Here is a 19,421-nt window from a genome sequence, read left to right on the forward strand (position 1 = left end):
GACAAGCCAGCTCCTACAGGTAAGCACGCAGAGGACCTCCAAGAAAAATGCCCCCGCTGACTTGCGTCAAACGGGGGCCAAGGCACTACGCTCGTAATTCAGGCTTACGGCATCCCCAGCCAGTTCGGCAGCGCCAGGGAAATGAACGGCACGTAAGTCACCAGAATCAGGAACAGCAGCAGGATCGACAGCCACGGCAGCGCCGCGCGGATGGTCTGGCCCAGGGTCAGGCCGGTCACGGCCGAGGTCACGAACAGGTTCAGGCCGACCGGTGGGTGGACCAGGCCGATTTCCATGTTCACCACCATGACGATGCCCAGATGAATCGGGTCGATGCCCAGCTTGGTCGCGATCGGGAAGAAGATCGGCGCCAGGATCAGCACGATGGCCGACGGCTCCATGAAGCTGCCCGCCACCAGCAACACCACGTTGACCATGATCAGGAAGCCGATCGGGGTCAGGCCCTCGGAAATCACCCAGTTGGTGATCTGCTGCGGGATCTGTTCGGTGGTCAGCACATGGGCGAAGAGCATGGCGTTGGCGATGATGAACATCAGCATGATCGACAGCCGGCCCGACTCCAGCAGCACTTTCGGGCAATCGCGCAGGCGCATGTCCTTGTACACGAACAGCGCGATGAACGCCGAGTACACCGCCGCCACCGCCGCCGCTTCAGTTGGGGTGAACATGCCGCTGTAGATGCCGCCGAGAATGATCACCAGCAACAGCAGGCCCCAGAACGCCCGGCGTGCGGTGGTCAGCCATTGGCGGAACGACACCCGTGGTTGCGCCGGCAGCTTCTTGACCCGGGCAACGATGTAGATCACCACCATCAGGATCACGCCGAGCAGGATCCCCGGCACGACACCGGCGATGAACAGCTTGCCCACCGAGGTTTCGGTCGCCGCCGAGTACACCACCATCACGATCGACGGCGGAATCAGGATGCCCAGCGTACCGGCGTTACAGATGATCCCGGCGCCGAATTCCTTCGGGTAGCCGGAGCGCACCATGCCCGCCACGGCAATCGAACCCACCGCAGCCACGGTGGCCGGCGACGAACCGGACAGCGCGGCGAACAGCATGCACGCCAGCACCGCGGCAATCGCCAGACCGCCACGAATGTGTCCGACACAGGCGTTGGCGAAGTCGATCAGCCGCTGCGCCACGCCGCCGGTGGTCATGAACGCGCCGGACAGCAGGAAGAACGGAATCGCCAGAAAGGTGTAGCTGTCGGACGTTTCGAACAGCTTGATCGCCAGCGAACTCAGCGAGTCCTGACTGAACAGCAGAATCGACACCGCGCCGGACAGGCCAAGGGAGATCGCAATCGGCACACCGAGGAACATGAAGACGAACAGCAACAGGAACAAACAGATAACCGTCATCAGTGTTGCTCCTCGTCAGCGTTAGCCAGTTTGCTCGCTTCGGCCGCTTCGTCCGCCAGGCCCAGGCCGGTCTGACGGTGGGTCCAGATGCGATAGAGAATTTCCAGATAACGGGCGATGACCAAGGCAAAACCAATGGGCACGATAACCGCGATGTAGGCGACCTTGACCCCGTAACGGTCCAGGTCCTCGGCACCGATGCCGGCCACGAACAGCGCAGCCACCCATTTGTAACTGGCCGCCAGAAACAGCCCGGCGTAAGCCAGGCAGCAGGCGCAGGCCAGCATGGCGAGAAGGCGTTGCACCGGTTTGCTGGTCTTTTTCACCAGCGCGTCGACCCCCAGGTGTCCGGCGGTGCGCACACCGTAGGAAATGCCGAAGAAAATCAGCCAGCCAAACAAGGCCTTGGTCAGCGCCACGCTCCAGGTCATGCCTTGGGCGTAGCCCATCAAGTGATCGCCGATCCCTGCGAAAAAGTCACTGCTGACCGCCCATTGGTCGCTGAGGGTGTAAAACAGCGTGTAGATGTTGTTCAGCGCCACGTAGACAAATGTCACCAGCGTCATGGCCGCCAGCAGGAAAGCGATGAACGCCTCCTCCAGGTGCTCCCAGAGTCGCCTCAGCGATTGCATAAGAATTCTCCGAACGTAGAGAGAGCGGCCACCCCGTCCAACAAGGGGTGGCCACGCAGGCATCAGGGCCTGAAACGACGTATTACTTGGCGGCCACTGAGGCCTGGTTGGATTCATCCGCCGCCTTGATCAGGTCGGCGCCGATCTCTTCGGAGAACTTGTCCCACACCGGCTTCATCACTTCACGCCACTTGGCGCGTTGCTCCGGGGTCAGGGTCACGACTTCGCTGGTCTTGGAATCGATGATTTTCTGCTTGGCGGTCTGGTTCAGCGCCTCGGCCTGCTTGTTCACCTCGACGGTGACCTCATCCATGATCTTCTGCAGCTCGTCGCGAACATCGGTCGGCAGGCCGTTCCAGAACTTGGAGTTGGTGATCACCATGTAGTCGATCAGGCCATGGTTGGACTCGGTGAAGAACGGCTGCACCTCGTTGACCTTCTGGCTTTCATAGTTCGACCAGGTGTTCTCGGTGCCGTTGACGGTACCGGTCTGCAGGCCCTGATAGACCTCGGCAAAGCTCATCTTGCGCGGGTTGGCGTGCAGCGCGACGAACTGCGCTTCCAGCACGCTGGAGGCCTGCACGCGGAACTTCAGACCACGGGCATCTTTCGGCTCGACCATCTTCTTGTTCGCCGACAGTTGCTTGAGGCCGTTGTGCCAGTAGGCCAGACCGTGGATGCCCTTGTCGTCCATCGAGGTCAGCAGCGCCTTGCCTTGCGGGCCTTTCTGGAAGCGGTCGACGGCGGCCAGGTCATTGAACAGGAACGGCAGGTCGAAAATCTGCACTTTCTTGGTGTACTGCTCGAACTTGGCCAGCGACGGGGCCAGCATCTGCACGTCGCCGAGCAACAGGGCTTCCATTTCCTTGCCGTCACCGAACAGCGACGAGTTCGGGTACACCTCGACCTTGACCTTGTCTTTCAGGGCCGGATCGGCGGCAACCATTTTCTGGAACAGCAAGGCGCCCTGGCCTTTGGGGGTGTTTTCCGCCACGACATGGGCGAACTTGATGACAACAGGATCTGCGTAAGCCATGCCGGCCACGGACACTGCGGCGGCGCAGAAAAGCGCCTTGGTCAGCTTCAACATCGGAATCACCTTTTTATTGTTGTAGGACAATTCGGTACTGCTTGAGCGTTGTGCTATCTCAACGATGCCCAACCCCGGGTGTTTAGAGAATCAGCTTTTATGTAAACCAGCGTTCGGTGTGGCCGAACGCCAGGATTTTCCCCGCCTCGATTCCCACCCCCGAGCCAGACGCTTCGCTGTTGGGAACTTAGCAGGCTAACGAAAAAGTGCCACTATTGCTCACGTATCGTTGCGACGAATACATGACCTGTAGGAGCCGGCTTGCTGGCGAACGCGGTGTGCCCTTCAACCACGATGTGCCTGACACAACGGGTTCGCCAGCAAGCCGGCTCCTACAGTTAATCGCGTCAGGCATCGGTCAACGCCAACAACCGCTGCGCCCGCAGCAGCACCGGCGCATCGACCATCTGCCCGTCCAGCTGGAACGCGCCGGCCCCTTGCGCCGCCTCGCTGGCGGCCACCACTTTGCGTGCCCAGGCCAGATCGTCGGCGCTGGGGGCCAGGGCCGCATGGATCGCCGGCACCTGTTTCGGGTGAATGCACAGCGCGCCGCCGTAACCCATGTCGGCGGCATGCCGTACCACCTGATGCAGCCCGGCCGGGTCGTCGATGGCCGGGTGTACGCCGTCCAGCGGCGGCAACAGATCGGCACCGCGCGAATGCAATTGCACCGCCATGCGCGCCTGATCAAGAAACAGCTTCGCCGCATCGGTGCCGCTGTTCAGGTTCAGATCAAGGGCCAGATCGAGGCCGCCGAACGACAGCCGCTCGACGCCCTCGGCGTGGGCAATCTGCCCCAGCGCCAGCAAGCCTTTGGCGCTCTCGATGATCGGCCACACCGGCTTGCCGGTTTGCCACACGCGGGCGACATGGGCCGCGCTTTCGACCTTCGGCAGCACCACCCCGGCCACACCGGCGTGCTGTGCGCAGAACGCCAGGTCAGCGGCGTGCTCGGGATGTTCCGGCGCATTGACCCGCACCCGCACCGAGGCGCCCGGGTTGGTCTGTAGAAACCCCGCCAGATGGTCACGGGCCTGACGCTTGAGCGGCTCTTCCACCGCATCTTCGAAATCGACGATCACCGCATCGGCACCGGCGGCCAGCGCCTTGGCAAACCGCTCGGGCCGACTGCCGGGGACAAACAGCGCGGAGCGGATGATGGATTGGGGCATGGTGTATTCCTTGTTCATCAATCAGTCTCGAAACGCACATTCCTGTAGGAGCTGGCTTGCCCTGCGACCGGCGACGCAGTCGTCGTAAATCCGGCAAACGCGGTGTGTCAGACATGCATAGTCGGCAAAATTTACGACTGCTGCGCAGCCGGTCGCAGGACAAGCCAGCTCCTACAAGGGGGCGGTATCAGGCAAGCGCCTCAAACCACCCCGTCAGCACTCATCCGCGCCTGCTCTTCGGCGCTGAAACCCAGTTCGCCGAGGATGCTCGCGGTGTGCTGGCCCAACCCCGGCACGCCGTCCATGCGCGGGCTGAAGGCGGCGTTGCGCCCCGGAGGCAGCAGCGACGGCAAAGGCCCGGACGGGCTGTCCACTTCGCGCCAGCTGTCGCGGGCCTTGAGTTGCGGGTGCTGCCACACGCCGTGCATGTCGTTGACCCGGGCGTTGGCGATCTGCGCCTCTTCCAGGCGTGCCACCACTTCATCCAGGCTCAGGCTGGCAAAACCATCGACGATGATCTGCCGCAACACCTCGCGGTTTTCCGAGCGCTTGAAGTTGGCGGAGAAACGCTCGTCGGTGGCCAGTGCCTTGTCCAGCAGGACCTTCTCGCAGAACAGCGCCCATTCCCGCTCGTTCTGCAGGCCGAGCATGATGGTGCCGCCACCGCCGGTGGGGAACGGCCCGTACGGGTAGATCGTCGAGTGCGACGCTCCGGCCCGCGGTGGTTGCGGCGCGCCGTTGTAGGCGTAGTACATCGGGTAGCCCATCCACTCCACCAGGCTTTCCAGCATGCTGACGTCGATGCGGCTGCCCTCACCGGTCTTGTCGCGCAGCAACAGCGCCGAGAGGATGCCGGTGTAGGCGTACATGCCGGCGGCGATGTCGGCGATGGAGCAGCCGGCCTTGGCCATCTCGTTGTCGCCGGGGCCGCCGGTCACCGACAGAAAGCCGCCTTCGCTCTGGATCAGCAGGTCGTAGGCTTTCTTCTTTTCATAGGGGCCGCCTTCACCGTAGCCGGAAATGTCGCAGACGATCAGCCGCGGGAAACGCGCATGCAGCGCCTCGAACGACAGGCCCATGCGTGCCGCTGCGCCCGGTGCGAGGTTTTGCACCAATACGTCGGCCTGGCCGAGCAGCGATTCGAGAATGTCGCCGGCCTGGCCCTGCTTCAGGTCCAGGGTCAGGCTTTCCTTGGAGCGGTTGGTCCAGACGAAATGCGACGCCAGACCATCGACGCGCTGGTCGTAGCCACGGGCAAAATCGCCGACGCCGGGACGCTCGACCTTGATCACCCGCGCGCCGAGGTCGGCCAGTTGCCGGGTGCAGAACGGCGCGGCGATGGCGTGCTCCAGGCTGATCACGGTGATGCCGTCCAGTGGACGGGGGTTTTGTTGAGTCATTTTGTCCTTCTCCCACATTCCCCTGTAGGAGTGAGCTTGCTCGCGATGGCGTTGTGTCAGTCTGAACATTCGGCACAGGCAGACTGCAATCGCGAGCAAGTTCACTCCTACAAGGTTCGGTGTTAAATCAAATCCGCATCCAGTGTTAGATCAAATCCGCCAGATCCCGCGCATCGCGCAGTTGCCAGACCCGCTCGATCAGCGCCTTGCCCTGCTCCACCGTGCGGGCGCCGGAGAACGCCAGCAGACGCTGCACCTTGGCTTCCAGCTCTGGCCGCGACAGGGTGTTGCCCGGGTCGCCTTTCGGGTCGTCGATGGCTGCAGTCAGCGTGCGGCCATCGGTGGTGGTGACGATGACCCGGCCCAGCCAGCGCGCCGGATAAGCACCGTCCACTTCCGGATCCAGCTCCATGCTGACCTTCTCGCGGAACGCCGCGACGGCGGCATCGGTCAGCGCCAGGTCGCGGAATTCGATCAACTGCGCGCTGCCATGCACGGCGATCAGGCCGAGCACCGCGCCCATGGAAAACTTGGCCTGGTGAACGGTCTGCGGCACATCGACCCGGCCCAGCACGTCAATCGCGCCCTGATGAACACGGGTCACCACCTTGGCGATCTGTTCATGGTTCAGCCCTTCACGCTGCATCAGGTGCAACAACGCATCGGCAGCCGGGTGGGTGTGACGGCACGAGGCGTGGAACTTGAACGAGGTTTCCACCAGCGCCCAGCGCGTACCGAGACGGTCGGACAATCGAGTCGGATCGCTGTCGCTGGACATCCCAGCAGCCATGCCCTGATCGCCCTCCAGAATATTGCGCGCACCCGTCAGGCCGTCTTCGGTCATGTACGCCGCCAGCAAGCCATCGGCAGCCGCCTTGGCGGTGTGCAGTTGCTTGGAGTCGGCCGCGTCACGCAGGAACTCCCACAGGCCGGCGGCCTGGGTGCCGGCGTTGCCCAGCAGGTTGATGAACTGCTCCTGATTGAAGTCCAGCAGCTTGCCCACGGCCACTGCCGCCGCCAGCGTGCCGACCGTGGCCGTGGTGTGGAAGATGCGGTAGTGCGAGCGGCCCATGAACTCGCCGATGCGAATCCCGGCTTCGTAACCGGCCACCGAGGCCAACAACAGGTCCTGACCGGACTTGCCCAAATCCTGCGCCGCCGCCAGCACGGCGGAAAACACCACCGTCGCCGGGTGCAGCACCGAGCTGTTGTGCAGGTCATCCTGTTCCACCAGGTGAGAAGCTGCGCCGTTGACGAACGCGGCGAAGTACGCCGACGTGCGACGGTCGCTGGTCAGCACCTTGGCCTTGCCGTCCGCCGGCCCCATGCGCTCGGCATAGCGCTCGAACAGGGGAATCGGCCGTGCGCCTTTACTGGCCAGCGCCGAGCCGATCCAGTCCAGAAACAGGTCTTCGGTGCGGTCCAGCACTGCACCCGGGATCTGCTCGTATTGCAGCTCGGCGAGAAAGCCCGCCAATACCTGAGTGTGGCTTGTCTGAGTATGACTCATCTCAGTGTCCTCAGAAGCTGCGTGGCAGTTCGAGCAAGTGCTCGGCGACGTAGGAAAGAATCAGGTTGGTCGAGATCGGCGCCACCTGGTACAGGCGGGTCTCGCGGAATTTGCGCTCGACGTCGTATTCGTTGGCGAAACCGAAACCACCGTGTGTCTGCAGACAGGCGTTGGCCGCTTCCCACGACGCCTTGGCGGCGAGGTACTTGGCCATGTTCGCCGCCGCGCCAGCGTTCTTGCCGCTGTCGTATTCCTCGCAGGCGCGCCAGCGCATCAGGTCAGCCGCTTCGATCTCGATATGCGCTTCGGCAATCGGGAACTGCACGCCCTGGTTCTGCCCGATCGGGCGACCGAACACCACGCGGTCGCGGGCATAGGCACTGGCTTTTTCGACGAACCAGCGGCCATCGCCAATGCACTCGGCGGCGATCAGCGTGCGTTCGGCGTTGAGGCCGTCGAGGATGTATTTGAAGCCTTTGCCTTCTTCACCGATCAGGCTGCTGGCCGGCAACTCCAGGTTGTCGAAGAACAGCTCGTTGGTTTCGTGGTTGACCATGTTGGCAATCGGCTGCACGGTCAGGCCGTTGCCGATGGCTTCACGCAGGTCGACGAGGAAGATCGACATGCCTTCGGATTTCTTTTTCACTTCGGCCAGCGGCGTGGTGCGCGCCAGCAGGATCATCAGGTCGGAGTGCTGGATGCGCGAGATCCAGACTTTCTGGCCGTTGATGATGTACTTGTCGCCCTGCTTCACAGCGGTGGTCTTGATCTTGGTGGTGTCGGTGCCGGTGGTCGGCTCGGTGACGCCCATCGATTGCAGGCGCAGTTCGCCGCTGGCGAGTTTCGGCAGGTAGAAGCTTTTCTGTGCATCACTGCCGTGACGCAGCAGGGTGAACATGTTGTACATCTGGCCGTGTACGGTGCCGGAGTTGCCTCCGCAGGCGTTCACTTCCTCAAGGATCACCGATGCCTCGGCCAGGCCCAGGCCCGAACCGCCGTATTCAGTGGGGATCATCGCCGACAGCCAGCCGGCGTCGGTCAGGGCCTTGACGAAGGCTTCCGGGAAGCCTTTCTCTTCATCGATCTTGCGCCAGTATTCGGCCGGAAACTCGGCGCACAGGGCGCGCACGCCTTCGCGGATGGCATTGAGGTCTTCGTTGTCGTATGGGCTCATGGTCTGCTCACATCCACCCGCCGCGACCGGATCGCCTGCGGGTCTGGCTATAGGAATGAAGGGGTCAGTCGAACTGCACGTCGGCGCTCTGGGCGACACCGGCTTCGTTGCCGGCCCACAGCTGCGCCTTGCCCGGCTCGACGATGCGACCGGCGACGCGGAACGGCGTCGGTACGTTCAGCGGGCGCACGCCGCGATAGGCGAAATGGCGCACGCGCTTGTCCGGGTTGGCGCGGATGAAGGCACGCAGGTTGAACGTGGCGATCATCGGCCCGTGCACCACCAGGCCGGGATAGCCTTCGGTTGCGGTCACGTAGGGGTAGTCGTAGTGAATGCGATGGCCGTTGAAGGTCACCGCCGAATAGCGGAACAACAGGGTCGGGGTCGGCTCGATGGTTTCGCTCCAGTCGCCCTGCTCCGCCGCCTCGCCACTGCTGAGTTTGGGCGGGTTGGGCTCGCGGTAGACGATGTCCTGCTCTTCGCGCACGCATAACTCGCCGTTCTGCGAGTAGTCATGACGCACGGTGACGAACAGCAGCGAACCGGTGCGACCGTGCTTTTCTTCGATGTGCAGGATGGTCGACAGGCGATGGGCGTCGGCGCCGACTTTCAGCGGCTGGATGAACTCGACGCGGCCACCGGCCCACATGCGATTGCGATTATCGGCGGGCGGCAGGAAGCCGCCACGGGCTGGGTGACCGTCAGTGCCCAGTTGCGTTTCAAACACCGGCTCCTGAAAGAAACACCATTGCCACAGCGGCGGCAGCGCCTCGCCATCAGCCGGCACCGGCTCGCCGAAGGTGGCGGCAATGCGCTTGATCAGGTTGCGGCTCAAGTGGTCCTGCGCTTCTTCGGTCTTGCCGATCCAGGCAGTGAAATCCACTGGCGACTCTGAAGCAGTCATGAAGGATGACCCTCTGCGTTGTTGTTATGAACGGATCTTGAGATTTGCCCGGCATTCTGTGAATCCGCATTTGCATATACCGGCGTTCATGTATGCTGAACGCCCCTGCAATGTCCGGACACAACCATGCACTTCGACCTGGCTGACTTGCGCCTCTTCATTCACATCGGCGAATCGCCGAGCCTGACCCAGGGCGCCCGCCGCGCCTTTCTCTCGCCAGCGGCCGCCAGTGCGCGGATCAAGGCGCTGGAAAGCCAGCTCGACACCCGCCTGCTGTACCGCGACAGCCGTGGCGTGGAACTGACCCCGGCCGGCCAGCGCCTGCTCAAGCACGCGCGGTTGATCATGAGCCAGGTGGACTACCTGAAAAGCGAATTCACCAGTTACGGCACCGATTCGGCCGGGCACATCCGCATCTTCGCCAACACCACTGCGGTGACCGAATTCCTGCCGGAAGTGCTGGCCGGTTTTCTCGCCGAACGGCCAGGGGTAACGGTGGATCTGCAGGAGCGGCTGTCGCGGGACATCGTCCGTGGCGTGCTCGACGGCAGTACCGACATGGGCATCATCGCTGGCCCCGTGGAAGCGGCCGGGTTGCAGGTCATGCACTTCAGCACCGACCGTCTGGTGCTGACCGTGCCAGAGGGCCACGATCTGGCGAAGCAGAAGAAAGTCACCCTCAAGCAGACCCTGGCGTTTCAGCACATCGGCCTGCACGAAGGCAGCACGTTGCTGACGTTTCTGCGCGATCACGTCGAGCGTTTGGGCTTGACCCTGTCACTGCGGATTCAGGTGTCGAGCTTCGAAGCGATCTGCCGCATGGTCGAGGCTGGCGTCGGCATCGGCATCATTCCCGAGTCGGCGGCGATCCGGCACAGCCGCACCATGAAGCTGAAAACCATCGAACTGGACGAACCCTGGGCCGTGCGCGAACGCAGCGTACTGGTCCGCGAACTGGATGCCCTGCCGGGAGTGGTCAGGGCATTGATTGCGGTGTTGATGCCGCCCGCGTAGGCGCAGCGCTTTTGCTTCCGGCCGCAGGCCGTGGGAGGGAGCTCTGCTCGCGAAGCGGTGGATCAGTCACTGCAATGTTGACGGACAAAACGCCTTCGCGAGCAGAGCTCCTTCCCACAGGGCTTTGTGTTGTCGGCTTGATTTCAGCACAACCCAAACCCGTAGCAGTCCGGCTACGGGTCTAGCGAACGCCATCGCTTTTGCTTCTGGCCGCAGGTCGTGGGAGGGAGCTCTGCTCGCGAAGCGGTGGATCAGAGACTGCGATGTTGACTGACAAAACGCCTTCGCGAGCAGAGCTCCCTCCCACAGGGTTTTGTGGTGCACCCCCTTTATCCGTGTAGGCGCTACTACGGGTTTAGCGGAAGGCACAGACCGGATCCCTCCCACGGCCTGCGGCCAGAATCAAAAGCAGATGATCACCGGGCAGCTACAAAGGGTTGTGCGACGGTCGGCCAAGCATCTTCAACCAACGCCCCGGCGGGTAGCCGAAGGTTTTCACGAAATGCCGCGTCATGTGGCTCTGATCGGCGAAGCCAGCCATGGCCGAGGCGTCGCTCAGGGACACACCCAGCGAAATCGAATGGCGCACCAGATCCAGCCGGCGCAAGGTCAGGTAGCGGTGCGGGCTGGTGCCGAACAGCGTGCGGAAATCCCGCGACAGCCGCCAGCGGTCGGTGTCGCTGGCCTGCTCCAGTTCTTCCAGGCTCACGCCCTGCTCCAGACTGGCCAGCAATAATTCGCGGGCCCGCTGTGCGCCGGCCCAGTTGACCACCTGTCGCCCCTTGCGCGCTCCTGCGGCGTCCTGCAACGCCATGGCCAGGTCGTACACGGCATCGTCCAGTTCCAGCGGATCGAGGGCATGGTCCAGGTCATGCAGAAACGCCTGACTGGCCTTGAACAGGCGCGGATCGGTGGACACCCCACCCTTGATGAACGGCAGCGGCTTGCCGCCGAGCACCTGCTGGATCATCGCCGGTTCCAGGTAGAACATCCGATAGCGAAAGCCGTCCTCGGTGCCAGCATGGCCGTCGTGGGGCTCATCCGGGTGCAAGACCATCGTTTGTCCCGGCAGGTTGTTGACCATCTGCTTGCCGTACTGAAAGCTCTGCACCCCGGACAGTGTGTGGCCGATGGCGTAGGTGTCGTGGCGGTGCATCTCGAAACCGTGGCCCTGGAAGTACGCTTCGATCCGCTCCATTTGCGGCAACGGTTTGGCGCGCACCACCCAGTCCCGTTCGCAGTGGGTCAGGTGGGCTTCGCCGTTTGAGTACTTGTCCATGACGCAGGCTCGTGATGCTGAAGATGGCAGAAGGACACAGATACCATCTGCCGCCGCCGTTGTGAATGCCTGTCGCGGTCGCCCATCGGTTCGAGGCGGAGCGTGACCGGCCAGTTTCGGTTATCGCTCAGTGCTCGGGATGTGCCACTATCGGCGACTTTTCCAACAATAGAGCGCGCGCAGCGGACCGCCCTTCAAGGCAGGCCTTCGTGGCAGCGCGCTCACTGCCATCTTGACGGATTGCCACAGCATGAATTTCCTTCGCCGCGTCCTGCTCGACCGCCAGCTCAAGCGCGAACTGGCCCGCAATAAATGCCGCCTGGACAGCGGTATTCGCGGCCTGCGCCGGGACATGGAGCTGACCCTCGAACACGGCGTCAAACTGCACCAGATCAAGATCAACGCGCGGCAACTGAGCATCGGCGCCTACACCGACATCGTCAGCGGCAGCGAGCTGCAGAATGTCGCGAGCATCGGCCGTTACTGCTCCATCGCACGCAACGTCACCATCGGCCAGAACCGCAAGTCGCATCCGCTGGAGTGGCTCAGCTCCCACCACGGCCTGGTCGGCCTGCGCCAGCGCGTCGGCGGTGTCAGCCATGGTCACCACGACGAAGTGCCGCAGACGGTGATCGGCCACGATGTGTGGATCGGCATGGATGTGTTGATTCTGGAAGGCGTGACCATCGGCACCGGCGCGGTGATCGGTGCGCAATCGCTGATCACCAAGGACGTGCCGCCCTATGCCATCGTTGCCGGCTCACCGGCCAAGGTGCTGCGATATCGCTTCGAACAACCGGTTATCGACGGTCTGCTGGCCAGCCAGTGGTGGAATCTCAGCCCGCAACAACTGGCAGAACTGCCGCTGGAAAATCCCGCACAACTGCTGGAAGCGCTCAAAGGCGTGCCGGTGCCGGACAGCCATCCGGGCAAAGTGGTGGTGCGCAACAAGCCGTTTGCGGTGGAGCATCAGCGGGGAAGCTGACACCGTCGTTGTGACGTCGTACAGAGATACCTGTGGGAGGGAGCTCTGCTCGCGAAAGCGCTGGGTCAGTCAATCCTGCAGTGTCTGACCGGACGCTTTCGCGACCCTCGTTACCTCGGATCCCTCCCACAGGGTTTTGTGGTGCCCTGGCGATTGGGTCGGCTGAAATCCATCCCGCCACCACCACAATCCCGTGGGAGGGAGCCCTGCTCGCGAAGGCGCTGGATCAGTCAACCCTGCAGTGTCTGACCGGACGCCTTCGCGACCCTCGTTACCTCGGATCCCTCCCACAGGGTTTTGTGGTGCCCTGGCGATTGGGTCGGCTGAAATCCATCCCGCCAACACCACAATCCCGTGGGAGGGAGCTCTGCTCGCGAAAGCGGTGGGTCAGACGCTGCGATGTTGACTGACAAAACGCCTTCGCGAGCAGGGCTCCTTTCCACGGGATTTGCATTTCGCGTCAGCCCGACTGCTTGCCCGTACTCACCGGGCCATTGAGTGCATGAACGGGCGGCGGCGTGGCATCCAGCAGCGCCCTGATCGCTTGGGCATAGGCCTGCTTGCCGAGGTTCATACTGTTGTTGTGGTTGCCGCCGGGCACCATCAGCAGGTTTTTCGGTTCCTGCGCCGCGTCGAACAGTTCCTGGCTGAAACGCGGGGCGACGAACTGGTCGGCCATGCCGTGGACGATCAGCACCGGCATGTGAATGTCGGCGATCTTGTCGATGGAATCGAATTTCTGCGACACCAGCCAGCGCACCGGCAGCGAGGTGCGGGTGCTGGCCACCGATGACGCGACGTCGGCCAGATTGGTGAAGGTCGATTCGACGATCAAGCCCCGCGCCTGGATCGGCTCGTCGCCCTTCTGCGCATCCCGGCCCAGCTCGGCGGCCAGGTCCACCGCCACCGCGCCGCCCAGTGAATGGCCATAGATCAGGCGCTTGCGCGGGTCCGGCTGCAGTTGTTTCAGACGCGCCCAGGCGATGCGTGCGTCTTCGTACACCGAAGCCTCCGACGGCAACTGGCCCTTGCTCTGGCCGAAGCCGCGGTAGTCGATGGCGAGCACGGAAAAGCCCAGCGCATGCAACTGCTCGATGCGGAAAAACTGCCCGGTGAGGTTCCAGCGCGAACCGTGCAGATAGAGCAACGCCGGGGCGTCCTTGCGCTCGGCCGGCCACCACCAGCCGTGGATGTTCTGCTTGAGGCCGAACGACGGCGCGCTGAGGTCCAGCTCCTGCACATCCGGCGGAATGCCGTGGTACCAGCTGGCGGTGCCCGGCTCGATCATGAACACCAGCTCGCGCTCCTTGTGCTGCAACGCCGCGCAGCCGACCGGCAGACCGACCACGATCAACAGCAGGCACAGCCAGAAAAACCAGCGGGTCTTGAGCGACGCCAGGGAGAGTTGCGGCATGAGCGATGGATTCCGGGAAAGACACGAACGGGCGCAGTGTGCCATTCAATGGCGGTAGCGGCCATTTTCGTCTGCTGAAAGGCGGCAGATGCCACTGGCTGAACACGCCCTCTGTAGGAGCCGGCTTGCTGGCGAACGCGCTCACTCAGGCAACATCAATGCAACTGACCTGACGCATTCGCCAGCAAGCCGGCTCCCACGCCTTCGGCAGAAGCATTTCAACGTCAGACGACAATTTCCATACCTCCTGTCGATTCCCGCCACCGCCATTCGACTACCCACTGTCAAACCCCTTTGTGAACCCGTCGAAGGAGAACAATCATGACCACACTCGACAACCACCCCGTGGTATCTCGCGCCGAATGGCTGGCCGCCCGCCGTGAACATCTGACGCGGGAAAAGGCCCTCACCCGCCAGCGCGACCAGCTCAGCGCCGAACGCCGTGCCCTGCCCTGGGTCAAGGTCAACACGCCGTACCTGTTCGAAGGCCCGGATGGCAAACAGAGCCTGGCCGAGCTGTTCGGCAAGAACAGCCAGCTGATCGTCTACCACTTCATGTTCGCCAAGGACTGGGAAGCCGGCTGCAAGGGCTGCTCGTTCCTGTCTGATCATCTGGACGGCCCTAACCTGCATCTGGCCCACCACGATATTTCGCTGGTCGCGGTGTCCCACGCGCCATGGCAGGAGTTCCAGGCGTTCAAGCAGCGCATGGGCTGGCAATTCAAATGGGTGTCGTCGGCCGGCAGCACGTTCAACGAGGACTTTCACGTCTCGGCCACCGACGCCGAAAAAGCCGCCGGCAAGATGCATTACAACTACGAGATCACCGATTACGCCGAGGAGGAAATGCCCGGCGTGAGCATCTTCTACAAGAATGCTGCCGGCGAGATTTTCCACACCTACTCGGCCTACGCCCGCGGTCTGGACATTCTGGTGGGGGCTTACAACTACCTCGACCTGACGCCCAAGGGCCGCAACGAGGAGGAAATCATGGAATGGGTGCGCCTGCACGATCAATATGATACGGCAGGCTCAACCCATTGTTGCGCGGAGAAAAAGACTCAGTAGCCCGAGCCCGACGCGGTGGCGCCGCTGATGATGGCGATGCCGGAGCTGGTGCCCAGACGTGTGGCGCCAGCTTCGATCATGGCCACCGCGGTGGCGTAGTCACGCACGCCGCCGGAAGCTTTGACGCCAACGCCGGCGCCGACCACCTGGCGCATCAGGGTGACGTCTTCCAGGGTCGCGCCGCTGCGGCTGAAACCGGTGGAAGTCTTGACGAAAGCGACGTTCAGCTCGCGGCAGATTTCGCAGGCGCGGGTTTTCTGCGCGTCATCGAGCAGGCAGGTTTCCAGGATCACTTTCAGCGGTACCGCGCCACACGCCTGTTTCACCGCCGCGATGTCGTCGCGGACCAGGTCGAACAGGCCGTCCTTGAGCGCGCCGATATTGAGCACCATGTCGATTTCACCGGCGCCGGCAGCGATTGCCCGCTGCGCTTCAAAGGCCTTGGTGTCGGAAAGGCCGGCGCCCAGCGGAAAGCCCACCACCGCACAGACCTTGACCGCCTGACCGGCCAGCAGCGAGGCCGCATAGGGCACCTGGCCAGAATTTACGCACACCGAATAGAATCCATGTGCCTGCGCTTCGCGGCACAGGGTCGCGATCTGTTCGCGGCTGGCATCGGCAGCCAGCAGGGTGTGGTCGATATACTGCGCGAGTGCTGCGGGTTCGATCTTCATCACGCTTCGTTTCCTTTTGAAAGCAGTTGCAAGTTGAAAGCAGTTGCAAGCGGCAAGCTTTAAGCTGCAAGAGAAAGTGCAGCCTGTGTACAATCCAGATGTTTCAAATATAACAGAAAATGTTATTTTTACACCACACTCAAACGACAGCCGGAATGCCCGTGGACAACAAGAAATCCGACCGCATCAAACTGATTCAGCAAGCCCTGCAGGACCAGAAGGCCATTCACCTGCGTGAAATGGCGGCGCTGCTGGACGTTTCGGAGATGACCCTGCGCCGCGACCTGGGCCGTCATCCGGAAAAATTTCACCTGTTGGGCGGCCACATCACCCTGGCCTTCGACCCGTCCGAGGCCAGCGACTACAAGGTCAGCGAACAGGGCACCCGCCACGTCGAAGAAAAGCGCCGTATCGGCAAACTCGCAGCGGCCTTCATCAAGCCCGGCGATACGGTGTTTTTCGATTGCGGCACGACGATTCCTTTCGTCATCGACTTCATCCCCGACGAGCTGGAGTTCACCGCCGTGTGCAACTCGCTCAACGTACTGCTCAAGCTGCAACAAAAAGCCAACTGCAACATCGTCCTCTGCGGCGGCACCTTTCACCGCAAGAATCAGGTGTTCGAGCACCACAGCGAAGCCACCATCCTTGATGGCATCCGCCTGACCTGGGCATTCGTTTCGGCCGCCGGGGTCAGCGATCAATTCGGCGTGACCTGCTTCAACTTCAACGAGGTCGAGGTCAAGCAGAAGGTCCTGCGTCAGGCGCAACACAGCATGCTGCTGGCCGATCATTCCAAGTTCGACGCCGTACGCACCGCGCACTTCGCGACCCTGGAGGAATTTCACGTGGTGGTCACCGACAAGAAACTGCCCAAGCCGTACCGCGACCTGATTCAGGGGTATGGGGCGCGGTTGGTGATGTGACCGACTCCAACACCCGCAGCGCCTGATATTCCGTCTTCGCGGGCAAGCCCGCTCCCACAGTTCTGATCGGCGGCGCTCCAGCGCACGTCTACAGTCACCGCATTACCCTGTGGGAGCGGGCTTGCCCGCGAAGAGGCGATCGCTATCGCGAGCAAGCTCACTCCTACAGATGATCGCGTGTTTGTAGGAGTGAGCTTGCTCGCGATGGCGGTGTGCCAGTTACAGATTTGCCGCAGGCAGTTCGCATCGCGGGCAAGCGCGCTCCTACAGATGATTGTGTCCCTGTGGGAGCGAATTCATTCGCGAAGAGGCCATCAACGTTTCAGATCAGTCCCCACCTGCCACACTTCCTCAGCAGACAGATACCCCGTCGTCACACTGAACGCAGCCCCCTCCCCCGCCGCCAGCGAACGCACATTGCCCTTGGCCTTTTCCGCCAGGAACCCCTCCGGCTCACAGGTCGCCGGCAGCACGAAGGCGGCCACCTGCTGATCAGCGTTGTGCAGCACCCAGCGCGCGGCGTGGCTGAACTGCTCGGGTTTGTAGCGGGTGTAGAACGCCGAGCCCTGCGGGTGTTGCAGGAGGAAATGCGCGTCACCCCGGCTGTCGGTCCGCACGCCGTCGAAGAAACAGACGATCTCCGGGTCGTACAGCTCAGGCGTGTTCAGGGTCTGCAATTTCAAAGGATCTTCGGTCAGCTCGGCCATGTACGCCGACCAGGCCGGCGTCGGCTTGACGTGGGCCGGCACGCTGCTGCGCACCCGCGTCACTTCGATGCCCAACGGCTCGACGAACTGCCCATCGGCAACATAGGCGTAGTTCATGTGCGCCATGTACATCAGGTCCATCGCCTTGCCGGCCAGGTTCTGCACGTCCATGCCGATGTCGAACAGGCCCGAGCCGGGACGCAGGGTCACGCTGGGACGGGCACGGTAATGATCACCGAAACCCATCACGTATTCGTACTCGCCACCCAGGCGCAGAAACGCGCCTGCGGCGTCTTCGCCGACTTCCAGCCAGGCACTGTCCATCGGCGCGCACGGCATTTCGCCGTGCAGCGGATGGTCGTCTTGCGGCGTCGGGCAACCGTTGCGCAGGATGCCGCTGTGGAACATGAAGCAGCCGTAAGTGCCGATCACCGTCGGGCTCGGGTATGGCTGGCGGAACATGTTGCGCATGGTCAGGTCGCAGCCGTCGAACACCGCCGACCAGATCATCTGGCCCTGGTACGGCAACACGACGACACGGCCACGGTTGTTCTCCAGCGCCAGCGCTTTCACGCCGCTGGGATAGGTCCAGGCCAGCACGCGAAAGTCGGCAGACTCCAGCAGGGTTTTCTCCGGCCCGGCGAACTGCTCGGGGTACAGCGCAATGTTCACGGTGTTCATGAGGCGGTCACCGCACCGACCGGTGCTGTTTCGCTGGCCGGGTTACGCATGCACTTGATCGCATAGGCGACGATCACCACGAAGCACAGCAGTGGCACGCTGTAAGCGATCTGCATATTGCCGTTGGTGGCATCGGACAACAGGCCCTGGAAGATCGGCATGACGCCGCCACCGACGATGCTCATGACCAGCAGCGAACCGCCGACACCGGTGTCTTCGCCCAGACCGTCGATGGTCAGGCCGTAAATGGTCGGCCAGCACGGGCCGAGGAAAATGCTCACGCCCACGGCGGCGTACACAGCGCTGATGTTCGGCACCAGGATGGTGTAGGCCAGCAGTGCGATGGTCAGCACGCCGTAGATGGCCAGGACCTTGGCCGGGTGCATTTTGCGCATCAACAGGTTGGCGATCATCTTGCCGACGAAGTAGGCGGCGAACGTGGTCAACAGGAACCACGACGCGCTGCGCTCGTTCATGCCGCCCATCTGCATCGCCAGGCGAATGGTGAAGCTCCACACGCCGACCTGCGCGCCAACATACAGGAACTGCGCCAGCACACCGAAGGTGAAACGCGGGTTGCGCCACAGACGCCCCAGGCTCTGCCCGAGGCTGCTGGTTTTCGCCGCGGCCTTGAGGTTGCCCTTGCACGCCGGAAACTTGGTGAAGGCGATCAGCACGAACATCAGGATCAGTACGGCGATCATCCATTTGTACGGCAGCAGGGTCGACTGGATCATTTCCAGTTGCTGGATCGCCGCTTCGGATGCGCTCATCTGGGTCAGTTGTTCGCGGGTGGCGTCGGTGTCCTTGAACATCACGAAGCTGCCGACGTACACGCCGGCCATGGCGCCGAACGGGTGGAAGGTCTGCGAGATGTTCAGGCGACGGGTGCCGGTTTCACGCGGGCCCATCAGCGTCGAGTAGGTGTTGCAGGCAGTTTCCAGGAACGACAGGCCGGCGGCGATGACGAACAGCGCCATCAGGAACATGCCGTACTTGGCCATCGATGCAGCCGGGAAGAACAGCGAGCAGCCGACCATGTACAGCAACAGGCCGATGAGGATGGTGGTCTTGTAGCTGAAACGGCGGACCACCAGCGCAGCCGGGATCGCCACGAAGAAGTAGCCCAGATAGAACGCCGACTGCACGAACGCGGTCTGGAAATCGCTGAGCAGGAAGGCCTTCTTGAAGTGCGCGATGAGCACGTCGTTCATGCTCGCGGCCGCCGCCCACAACGCGAAGCAGCAGCACAACAGCAGAAAGGCGAACCACGGCGTGCGGTTCAGGTAGAACCCGTCCGGGGAGTGTTGGAGCGCGGGTTTTGTCATTGTTGTTCTCCGTGAAGTGCAGGAAATACCCCGCCCTGCCGGTCGAATCGACCGGTCGGGGCGCAGCGGCTCATG

At 62.6% G+C, this 19,421-nt stretch carries 17 protein-coding genes; 4 read left to right on the top strand and 13 right to left on the bottom strand.

Going from position 1 to position 19,421, the window contains the following annotated elements; genetic code table 11:
• Window positions 1–104 precede the first annotated feature (104 nt).
• From dctM to ACIPL0_RS11470, 8 genes are all read right to left on the bottom strand, one after another.
• A complete protein-coding gene (gene dctM / locus ACIPL0_RS11435) occupies window positions 105–1,388 on the bottom strand; it encodes a C4-dicarboxylate TRAP transporter large permease protein DctM (RefSeq protein WP_400600115.1) in 1,284 nt (427 codons plus the stop codon).
• On the bottom strand, window positions 1,388–2,020 hold the full coding sequence (locus ACIPL0_RS11440) for a TRAP transporter small permease (protein ID WP_400600117.1): 633 nt from the start codon (window positions 2,018–2,020) through the stop codon (window positions 1,388–1,390). The genes dctM and ACIPL0_RS11440 overlap by 1 nt, the downstream gene beginning before the upstream one ends.
• Before the next feature lie 82 nt (window positions 2,021–2,102).
• Entirely contained in the window at window positions 2,103–3,110 is a 1,008-nt protein-coding gene (locus tag ACIPL0_RS11445) for a TRAP transporter substrate-binding protein (protein ID WP_400600119.1), read from the bottom strand.
• 347 nt (window positions 3,111–3,457) lie between these two features.
• On the bottom strand, window positions 3,458–4,282 hold the full coding sequence (locus tag ACIPL0_RS11450) for an HpcH/HpaI aldolase/citrate lyase family protein (RefSeq protein ID WP_400600121.1): 825 nt from the start codon (window positions 4,280–4,282) through the stop codon (window positions 3,458–3,460).
• Between the two features lie 200 nt (window positions 4,283–4,482).
• On the bottom strand, window positions 4,483–5,682 hold the full coding sequence (locus ACIPL0_RS11455; RefSeq protein WP_400600123.1) for a CaiB/BaiF CoA transferase family protein: 1,200 nt from the start codon (window positions 5,680–5,682) through the stop codon (window positions 4,483–4,485).
• A 145-nt stretch (window positions 5,683–5,827) separates the two neighbouring features.
• On the bottom strand, window positions 5,828–7,192 hold the full coding sequence (locus tag ACIPL0_RS11460; protein WP_400600125.1) for an MmgE/PrpD family protein: 1,365 nt from the start codon (window positions 7,190–7,192) through the stop codon (window positions 5,828–5,830).
• Between the two features lie 10 nt (window positions 7,193–7,202).
• Complete coding sequence (locus tag ACIPL0_RS11465) at window positions 7,203–8,366, bottom strand: acyl-CoA dehydrogenase family protein (RefSeq protein ID WP_400600127.1); 1,164 nt, start codon at window positions 8,364–8,366, stop codon at window positions 7,203–7,205.
• A gap of 64 nt (window positions 8,367–8,430) precedes the next feature.
• The gene (locus tag ACIPL0_RS11470; protein ID WP_400600128.1) at window positions 8,431–9,270 is read right to left on the bottom strand and encodes a MaoC family dehydratase N-terminal domain-containing protein; all 840 of its coding nucleotides are present in this window, start codon (window positions 9,268–9,270) and stop codon (window positions 8,431–8,433) included.
• 126 nt (window positions 9,271–9,396) lie between these two features.
• Here ACIPL0_RS11470 and ACIPL0_RS11475 point away from each other — a divergent pair, with 126 nt between their 5' ends.
• Window positions 9,397–10,284: a LysR family transcriptional regulator gene (locus tag ACIPL0_RS11475; RefSeq protein ID WP_400600130.1), complete on the top strand. Its 888-nt coding sequence runs from the start codon at window positions 9,397–9,399 to the stop codon at window positions 10,282–10,284.
• Between the two features lie 427 nt (window positions 10,285–10,711).
• Here the strand turns inward: ACIPL0_RS11475 and ACIPL0_RS11480 are convergent, their stop codons facing one another.
• The gene (locus ACIPL0_RS11480) at window positions 10,712–11,563 is read right to left on the bottom strand and encodes an AraC family transcriptional regulator (RefSeq protein ID WP_400600132.1); all 852 of its coding nucleotides are present in this window, start codon (window positions 11,561–11,563) and stop codon (window positions 10,712–10,714) included.
• 250 nt (window positions 11,564–11,813) lie between these two features.
• Between ACIPL0_RS11480 and ACIPL0_RS11485 the strand changes: the two genes are divergently transcribed.
• Window positions 11,814–12,548, top strand: a complete 735-nt coding sequence (locus ACIPL0_RS11485) for a CatB-related O-acetyltransferase (protein WP_400600134.1) — start codon at window positions 11,814–11,816, stop codon at window positions 12,546–12,548.
• A 460-nt stretch (window positions 12,549–13,008) separates the two neighbouring features.
• Here ACIPL0_RS11485 and ACIPL0_RS11490 read toward each other — a convergent pair whose 3' ends face one another.
• Window positions 13,009–13,962 (bottom strand): alpha/beta hydrolase, encoded by a 954-nt coding sequence (locus tag ACIPL0_RS11490; protein ID WP_400600136.1) that lies wholly within the window; start codon window positions 13,960–13,962, stop codon window positions 13,009–13,011.
• Between the two features lie 321 nt (window positions 13,963–14,283).
• On the opposite strand from ACIPL0_RS11490, the gene ACIPL0_RS11495 reads away from it, so the two are divergent.
• Window positions 14,284–15,030 carry a DUF899 domain-containing protein gene (locus ACIPL0_RS11495; RefSeq protein WP_400600137.1) on the top strand — a complete coding sequence of 249 codons (747 nt, stop codon included), beginning with the start codon at window positions 14,284–14,286 and terminating at the stop codon, window positions 15,028–15,030.
• Here ACIPL0_RS11495 and deoC read toward each other — a convergent pair.
• Window positions 15,024–15,707, bottom strand: a complete 684-nt coding sequence (gene deoC, locus ACIPL0_RS11500; protein ID WP_400600139.1) for a deoxyribose-phosphate aldolase — start codon at window positions 15,705–15,707, stop codon at window positions 15,024–15,026. The genes ACIPL0_RS11495 and deoC overlap by 7 nt on opposite strands.
• A gap of 152 nt (window positions 15,708–15,859) precedes the next feature.
• Between deoC and deoR the strand changes: the two genes are divergently transcribed.
• The gene (deoR, locus tag ACIPL0_RS11505) at window positions 15,860–16,630 is read left to right on the top strand and encodes a DNA-binding transcriptional repressor DeoR (RefSeq protein WP_400600141.1); all 771 of its coding nucleotides are present in this window, start codon (window positions 15,860–15,862) and stop codon (window positions 16,628–16,630) included.
• A gap of 314 nt (window positions 16,631–16,944) precedes the next feature.
• Here deoR and ACIPL0_RS11510 read toward each other — a convergent pair whose 3' ends face one another.
• Both ACIPL0_RS11510 and fucP read right to left on the bottom strand, forming a co-directional pair.
• Complete coding sequence (locus tag ACIPL0_RS11510) at window positions 16,945–18,018, bottom strand: aldose 1-epimerase family protein (RefSeq protein ID WP_400600143.1); 1,074 nt, start codon at window positions 18,016–18,018, stop codon at window positions 16,945–16,947.
• Window positions 18,015–19,346 carry an L-fucose:H+ symporter permease gene (gene fucP, locus ACIPL0_RS11515; RefSeq protein ID WP_400600145.1) on the bottom strand — a complete coding sequence of 444 codons (1,332 nt, stop codon included), beginning with the start codon at window positions 19,344–19,346 and terminating at the stop codon, window positions 18,015–18,017. The genes ACIPL0_RS11510 and fucP overlap by 4 nt, the downstream gene beginning before the upstream one ends.
• Between the last annotated feature and the right edge of the window lie 75 nt (window positions 19,347–19,421).

The sequence above is a fragment of the Pseudomonas sp. NPDC090208 genome, from assembly GCF_044746785.1.
GTDB lineage: Bacteria > Pseudomonadota > Gammaproteobacteria > Pseudomonadales > Pseudomonadaceae > Aquipseudomonas.

Excerpts from the sequence above, each read along its gene's own strand:
- deoR (WP_400600141.1), top strand. The coding sequence starts at position 15,860 with ATGCCCGTGGACAACAAGAAATCCGACCGCATCAAACTGATTCAGCAA.
- fucP (WP_400600145.1), bottom strand. The coding sequence starts at position 19,346 with ATGACAAAACCCGCGCTCCAACACTCCCCGGACGGGTTCTACCTGAAC.
- ACIPL0_RS11460 (WP_400600125.1), bottom strand. The coding sequence starts at position 7,192 with ATGAGTCATACTCAGACAAGCCACACTCAGGTATTGGCGGGCTTTCTC.
- ACIPL0_RS11465 (WP_400600127.1), bottom strand. The coding sequence starts at position 8,366 with ATGAGCCCATACGACAACGAAGACCTCAATGCCATCCGCGAAGGCGTG.
- ACIPL0_RS11470 (WP_400600128.1), bottom strand. The coding sequence starts at position 9,270 with ATGACTGCTTCAGAGTCGCCAGTGGATTTCACTGCCTGGATCGGCAAG.
- ACIPL0_RS11445 (WP_400600119.1), bottom strand. The coding sequence starts at position 3,110 with ATGTTGAAGCTGACCAAGGCGCTTTTCTGCGCCGCCGCAGTGTCCGTG.
- ACIPL0_RS11480 (WP_400600132.1), bottom strand. The coding sequence starts at position 11,563 with ATGGACAAGTACTCAAACGGCGAAGCCCACCTGACCCACTGCGAACGG.
- ACIPL0_RS11495 (WP_400600137.1), top strand. The coding sequence starts at position 14,284 with ATGACCACACTCGACAACCACCCCGTGGTATCTCGCGCCGAATGGCTG.
- ACIPL0_RS11455 (WP_400600123.1), bottom strand. The coding sequence starts at position 5,682 with ATGACTCAACAAAACCCCCGTCCACTGGACGGCATCACCGTGATCAGC.
- dctM (WP_400600115.1), bottom strand. The coding sequence starts at position 1,388 with ATGACGGTTATCTGTTTGTTCCTGTTGCTGTTCGTCTTCATGTTCCTC.
- ACIPL0_RS11475 (WP_400600130.1), top strand. The coding sequence starts at position 9,397 with ATGCACTTCGACCTGGCTGACTTGCGCCTCTTCATTCACATCGGCGAA.
- ACIPL0_RS11510 (WP_400600143.1), bottom strand. The coding sequence starts at position 18,018 with ATGAACACCGTGAACATTGCGCTGTACCCCGAGCAGTTCGCCGGGCCG.
- ACIPL0_RS11490 (WP_400600136.1), bottom strand. The coding sequence starts at position 13,962 with ATGCCGCAACTCTCCCTGGCGTCGCTCAAGACCCGCTGGTTTTTCTGG.
- ACIPL0_RS11440 (WP_400600117.1), bottom strand. The coding sequence starts at position 2,020 with ATGCAATCGCTGAGGCGACTCTGGGAGCACCTGGAGGAGGCGTTCATC.
- ACIPL0_RS11485 (WP_400600134.1), top strand. The coding sequence starts at position 11,814 with ATGAATTTCCTTCGCCGCGTCCTGCTCGACCGCCAGCTCAAGCGCGAA.
- ACIPL0_RS11450 (WP_400600121.1), bottom strand. The coding sequence starts at position 4,282 with ATGCCCCAATCCATCATCCGCTCCGCGCTGTTTGTCCCCGGCAGTCGG.